Genomic DNA, 5,869 nt, shown 5'->3' on the forward strand with positions numbered 1-5,869 from the left:
CGATCGCTGCGTGTGGCACGAAATCGATCTAGAAGCCGATGTGGCAATTGTGAACCAAGACTGGCACCAGCCCGATCTCGCCAGCGTCGCCGGCACCTATCCCATCTCCGACTTTAAGACGGCGCAACTGAAAGCTCTCTGTCTCGCAGGTCAAACACTTGTCATCTCAGATATCGTTAATTGCGTGCAGACAGCACCTTTTATCGATAGCTACGCTGCCGTTTCCGTTCGCGCTTTGGTCGATGTTCCCTGCCTTGAGGAAGGGCGCTTGGTGGCTCTTTTGTTGGTGGCATCACAGGCGGTGCGGCACTGGCGGCCCGATGAAATTTCGCTGGTGCAAGAAGTGGTGGCTCGCCTCTGGCCTGCGATCGGGCACGCGATCGCCGTCCAAGACTTGCACGAAAGCGAGGATCGGTTCCGCGCTCTCGCTGACAACATCGCTCAACTAGCCTGGATGACAGATCCCACAGGCGGGATTTTCTGGTACAACCAGCGCTGGTTTGACTACACCGGTACCACAAGAGAACAAATGCAAGGCTGGGGCTGGCAGCAGGTGCACCACCCGGAACACGTCGATCGGGTTGTCGCAAAATTTAGGCGCTGCATTGAAACAGGCGAAGCCTGGGAAGATACTTTCCCCCTGCGCGGCAAAGACGGATCTTACCGCTGGTTTCTTTCCCGCGCTGTGCCGATCCGATCCGCGATCGGCAATGTGCTGCGCTGGTTTGGCACCAACACCGACATTACCGATCGCCTCAATGCCGAAGCGGAACGGGAACGCCTGCTAGCTCTGGAAAAAGCCGCCAGAGCAGAAGCAGAACGCGCTAACCGCGTCAAAGACGAATTTTTGGCTGTTTTGTCCCACGAATTGCGGACTCCCTTAAACCCGATTTTAGGCTGGGCGAAGCTGCTGCGATCGAACAGTCTGACACCGGAAAAACAGCTTTACGCCGTAGAAACGATCGAGCGCAACGCCAAACTCCAAACCGAGCTGATCGAAGATTTGCTCGACGTGTCGGGGATTCTGCAAGGCAAAGTCAGCTTGAATATTGTACCTGTGGATTTAGCCCGGGCGATCGGCAGCGCCATTGAAACGGTGCATCTGTCGGCTCAAGTCAAGTCGATTCAAATCTGCACACAATTGGCACCGGATCTGGGCTCGGTGTTGGGCGATGCGCGCCGGCTTCAGCAAGTCGTGTGGAATTTGCTGTCAAATGCCGTCAAGTTCACGCCGCCCGGAGGCAAAATCGCAGTCAAGCTGTTGAGGGTTGACAGCGACGCTCTAATTACTGTAACTGATACGGGTAAAGGCATTGAACCAGATTTTCTGCCCTACGTCTTCGACTATTTCCGGCAAGCAGACAGCACGTTCACGCGCAAGTTTGGCGGATTGGGTTTAGGATTGGCGATCGTCCGCCATCTCGTCGAACTCCACGGTGGCACAGTGAAAGCAGACAGTACAGGCGAAGAACAAGGCGCGACATTTACAGTCAGGATACCCCTGATGCCGGTGCAACCTCAGACAATTCCTGCCCAGACGGCGCCGGAGTCATCTTTCAATTTGAGCGGTATCCGGGTGTTAGCCGTAGATGACGATGCCGATGCGCGAGATTTGGTGGTTTTTCTGCTTGAGGATTGTGGCGCCAGCGTGACAGCAGTTGCTAGCGCCGACGATGCCTTAACCCTGTTAACTCAGTCTGTGCCGGATGTGCTGTTGAGCGATATTGGAATGCCCTACACTGACGGTTATATGTTGCTGCGGCAGGTGCGGGCTCTGCCGCCAGAGCAAGGCGGACTTGTGCCTGCGATCGCCCTGACGGCTTATGCTGGAGAAATTGACTACCAGCAGGCGCTGGCTGCGGGCTTCCAGCGCCACATTTCTAAGCCTTTAGAACCCGACAAGTTGCTGCAAACAATGCTGGATTTGCTCGTGGAGCGATCGGGCAAAAATATTGTTTAATTTAAACTGTTTTTTGCTGCTAACAAGTTGCTTAAAATCTTTATTTAACGACAGCAAGAAGGCGCCAAGAACGCGAATAAAAAAGAAGAAGAAGAAGAAAAAGAAAAAACAAATAAAATAGGTTTGTAGTGAGGACTTTAGTCCTCTCTTGGTCTGAGGACTAAAGTCCTCACTACGAACCCATTGATTGCCGATCGTATCAAACAAAAAAACCTCACAGATGGAGGTTTTTTGATAATTGTTAGCGCTATTCGGACAGGTTAAAACATCCTGTCCCTGCATCATGCCCACAGTCCGTTATACCCTAGTATTAGCGGTAATCTGTACGAACTGCCGGGTCGCGATCGCTTGTTGTAGTGGTATAGCGGACATTTTCTTCGCGTTTGCGGGGCATTAAACCTAACAAACCGGACAAGCCGAGCAAGCCCAACCATCCCCAATCAAAATCGCGATCGTTCTCAGCAGTGTAGACACCAGAGCGAGGAGTAGTAGTGGTAGTGGTGGTATCTCTGCTGTTAGTACCCGGAGCTGTATTTGTCTGAGCTGAAGCAGGCAGATTAGCTGGTACAATGGCTAGACCAGCAGCGATAATACCTGCACCGATTGCTTTGGATAAGTCAGAACGTTTCATAATTCAAATGCTCTCTGTTGGCAAAATTCTTTAACTATCATCACTATATCGATCGCCTTTTAAAGTTAAATCCACCTGTAGCAGTAAAGATTGATAAACTCCAGCTATTACTACAGATTGATATCAAATATTTAGCAGCCGCACAAAATTCAACATGGCTCGCAAAGCCCCGAACGAGAAGGAGCGCGGGTTGTCTCGTATCGTTTCTGGTTGCATCGGTATTGTTCAAACAGTCAACAGTCAACAGTTAACAGTCAACAATCATAGAGACAATCTACTGTTGACAAAAAAAGGTAAACTCAAGTATTGCACAGACAACACTCACCGCTCGAATGACGGAGATCGAAACAAATTGGGAATAGAGCTACGCAGCTACGTATTTCTAGACAACTTGCAGCCGCAGCACGCAGCATACATCGGCACAGTCGCCGCCGGATTCTTGCCGCTGCCGGGGGATGCGTCGCTGTGGATAGAAATCTCGCCCGGTATTGAAATTAACCGAATTACCGATGTCGCCCTCAAATCAGCCTCCGTGCGCCCGGGAGTGCAGATAGTCGAGCGCTTGTACGGCTTGCTGGAAGTACACTCGGGCCAGCAAGGCGAAACCCGCGCCGCCGGCAAAGCAATTCTAGAATTCATCGGAGTCCGCAGAGAAGAATGTATCAAACCGCGAGTAATTTCCAGCCAAATTATTCGCAACATTGACCCGCACCAAACGCAATTAATCAACCGCAGCAGGCGCGGACAGTTGCTGCTGGCGGGACAAACGCTTTATGTCTTGGAAGTAGAACCGGCAGCCTATGCAGCGCTGGCTGCCAATGAAGCAGAAAAAGGTGCATCGATTAACATCCTAGAGGTTCAGGCTGTCGGTAGTTTCGGACGGCTGTACCTCGGCGGCGCAGAACGAGATATTATCGCAGGTTCTCAGGCAGCAATTGCGGCGGTGGAAAGCGTATCTGGTCGCGAAAATCCAGCAGTTTTTGGTCGCAAGGAATAGGGGTTATAGGAGATGCAATTATGGCAAACACACAGCATTTAGCGCTGTTAAAAAAAGGTGCAGTTACTTGGATTGAATGGAGAAATCTCAACCCAAACCTCGAACCGGATCTGAGCGAAGCTAACCTCGCTGAAGCAAATCTTAGAGGTGCGTATCTTGGGAGGTCAAACCTGTTTAAAACAGACTTGTTTAAGGCTAAATTAATTACAGCAAACCTCGCTGAATCTAATCTCAGTTTAGCAAATCTTGCAGGAGCACAACTCCTCAATACTAAATTAGTTAAAGCGAATTTAACGGGAGCAAATCTCCGAGCGGCCGACCTCCGGGGGGCAGATTTGAGCGGTGCTAATCTAATTGGGGCGGACATCAGTGCTGCGAATCTCCAACAAACCGATTTAGGAGATGCGAATTTAATCGGGGCGGCAATGTTTCGAGTTAATGCGATCGGCGCGAACCTCAATCATGCTAATCTCAGTCAAGCCAATCTCAATCAAGCCGAATTGATTGAAGCACATTTTTACGCAGCCAATTTCTCTAAAGCCAATCTCGGGGAAGCTCATTTGACTGGAGCATATCTTTTCCGAGCAAATCTCAGTTTTGCCGACTTGAGCGCTGCCGATTTAAGGTGGGCAAATCTCGGCAAAGCTGACTTGAGAGGGGCGAATTTGACAGGGGCAAATCTCAGAGGAGCAAATTTGGCGGGAGCTAATCTCGACGGCGCTCATTTGAAAGAAACAATCATGCCTGACGGCAGCATTCTTTCATCATCCTAAGTTTGATCGTTCTGACTTTAGTCCTTTCTGTGACTTTGAGTAAATCAGGACTAAAGTCCGAACCATCAAACCAATTTTCTCATCGGTAATTAATTTCCACGAACCGGTGAGACATTGTACAGTCCTCTAACCGGGCCTGGTGCTGCCTGTGGCTCTTGCTCCTGCCTGGGTACAAATGGCTCTTGAACTCCAGCAGGGGAAATTGGGAAACAGCCGCTCGGTTGAGATGCTATCTGGCAAGCTGGAGGCAATGCCATAATTGAGGCATCAAAGGGATTGGTGGCATCCGGGACGCGGAGAATCGGATCGCTGGAAACCTGCCGCTGCATGACTCGTCGGTACATCCCGCTGACGCGGCTGGCATCCCGCTCCATTTCTTTTTCGGGAAAGGCAACGACGCCGCTGGGCGCACCGATACCTAAATAGTCGCCCAAGTATCCTTGCAAGCTGACGTTGTGGTAAAAGTCTCCTGAAGCTTCAAAGAATTGTCTGTTGAAGTCGTCGCCAATCGGGTGAAATCGAGCTGGTTCTGCTTGGGCTGCTGTGACGGATGTGAGTGCGACAGATGTCACAGCCAGAATCAACGCACTGCTGATGCTTTTTAACTTTTGACTCATATATTTCAGCTTCTAGATTAATTACGGTTCCAATATAAACTGATTATCGGCGGATTATTAGTGTTTTCTACAAGGTGTAACTTATGGATGCTGCTGATTTAACGGTGTTGCGCGATCGACTTTTGGATTTGTTGTGCGAGTTTGCCTATCGCGAAGGCGATTTTGTGCTGTCTTCGGGGCAGAAAAGTTCTTATTATATCAACTGCAAACCGGTGACTTTGCACGCTGAAGGTGCTTTGGCGACGGGGCGCTTACTCTTCTCGATGCTACCTCCTCAGGTGCAGGCTGTGGGCGGTTTGACGTTGGGTGCTGACCCGATTGTCACTGCTGTCAGCGTGGTTTCGGCTCTCGAAGGTGCATCGATTCCGGCGCTAATTGTCCGCAAAGAGACCAAGGGACACGGGACAATGGCTTATATTGAGGGGCCGCTGTTGGCTGAGGGGACGAATGTGGCGGTGTTGGAAGATGTTGTAACGACGGGTAAGTCGGCGATGCAGGCGGTGGAGAGGCTGCGGGGAGCCGGTTATATTGTCGATCGAGTGTTGTCGCTCATAGACAGAGAGCAAGGTGGAGCCGAGTTGTATCGCGAGCAGGGATTGGATTTTCAGGCTGTTTTTACGATCGCCGATCTCAAACAATGGCTCAATAGCAAGCAATAGGAATCTAAATTTATTGTATGCCGAGTTGGGTTGGGCGATCGGCTCTCGCCATCACGATCGCGAAATTTCATCAATTATTAGTAAGGTGCGCAATGCGCACCCTACCAATTAGTAGTAAAGCGGGGTGCATCTCAATGCAAGCGAATATATCCGTATGGGCTATAGCATGACCGCACAAAATAGGAGATTATAACTAATAACTTATATGCGGTCATGCGAGAGCCCTCTTCCA

The 5,869-nt window shown here is 50.4% G+C and carries 6 protein-coding genes; 4 read left to right on the forward strand and 2 right to left on the reverse strand.

Annotated features, from left to right (window positions below; translation table 11 throughout):
• Nucleotides 1-1,960, forward strand: a 1,960-nt coding sequence (locus QT974_RS29755) for a hybrid sensor histidine kinase/response regulator (RefSeq protein ID WP_333471990.1), incomplete at its 5' end; no start/stop codon positions are given.
• A gap of 310 nt (nt 1,961-2,270) precedes the next feature.
• On the opposite strand, the gene QT974_RS29760 is transcribed toward QT974_RS29755, so the two are convergent.
• Nucleotides 2,271-2,591, reverse strand: a complete 321-nt coding sequence (locus tag QT974_RS29760) for a WGxxGxxG family protein (RefSeq protein ID WP_333471991.1) — start codon at nt 2,589-2,591, stop codon at nt 2,271-2,273.
• A gap of 352 nt (nt 2,592-2,943) precedes the next feature.
• Here QT974_RS29760 and QT974_RS29765 point away from each other — a divergent pair, with 352 nt between their 5' ends.
• Both QT974_RS29765 and QT974_RS29770 read left to right on the forward strand, forming a co-directional pair.
• Nucleotides 2,944-3,588, forward strand: a complete 645-nt coding sequence (locus tag QT974_RS29765) for a hypothetical protein (protein ID WP_293298216.1) — start codon at nt 2,944-2,946, stop codon at nt 3,586-3,588.
• A 20-nt stretch (nt 3,589-3,608) separates the two neighbouring features.
• The gene (locus QT974_RS29770; protein ID WP_333471992.1) at nt 3,609-4,361 is read left to right on the forward strand and encodes a pentapeptide repeat-containing protein; all 753 of its coding nucleotides are present in this window, start codon (nt 3,609-3,611) and stop codon (nt 4,359-4,361) included.
• An 89-nt stretch (nt 4,362-4,450) separates the two neighbouring features.
• On the opposite strand, the gene QT974_RS29775 is transcribed toward QT974_RS29770, so the two are convergent.
• Nucleotides 4,451-4,978, reverse strand: a complete 528-nt coding sequence (locus QT974_RS29775) for a hypothetical protein (protein ID WP_333471993.1) — start codon at nt 4,976-4,978, stop codon at nt 4,451-4,453.
• 83 nt (nt 4,979-5,061) lie between these two features.
• Here QT974_RS29775 and pyrE point away from each other — a divergent pair, with 83 nt between their 5' ends.
• Complete coding sequence (gene pyrE, locus QT974_RS29780; protein WP_333471994.1) at nt 5,062-5,637, forward strand: orotate phosphoribosyltransferase; 576 nt, start codon at nt 5,062-5,064, stop codon at nt 5,635-5,637.
• The last annotated feature ends 232 nt before the right edge of the window (nt 5,638-5,869 follow it).

Source organism: Microcoleus sp. BM001215392, assembly GCF_036700185.1.
GTDB lineage: Bacteria > Cyanobacteriota > Cyanobacteriia > Cyanobacteriales > Microcoleaceae > Microcoleus.

Bases quoted from the DNA above. Each gene is read 5' to 3' on its own strand.
- QT974_RS29775 (WP_333471993.1), bottom strand. From the start codon at position 4,978: ATGAGTCAAAAGTTAAAAAGCATCAGCAGTGCGTTGATTCTGGCTGTG.
- pyrE (WP_333471994.1), top strand. From the start codon at position 5,062: ATGGATGCTGCTGATTTAACGGTGTTGCGCGATCGACTTTTGGATTTG.
- QT974_RS29770 (WP_333471992.1), top strand. From the start codon at position 3,609: ATGGCAAACACACAGCATTTAGCGCTGTTAAAAAAAGGTGCAGTTACT.
- QT974_RS29760 (WP_333471991.1), bottom strand. From the start codon at position 2,591: ATGAAACGTTCTGACTTATCCAAAGCAATCGGTGCAGGTATTATCGCT.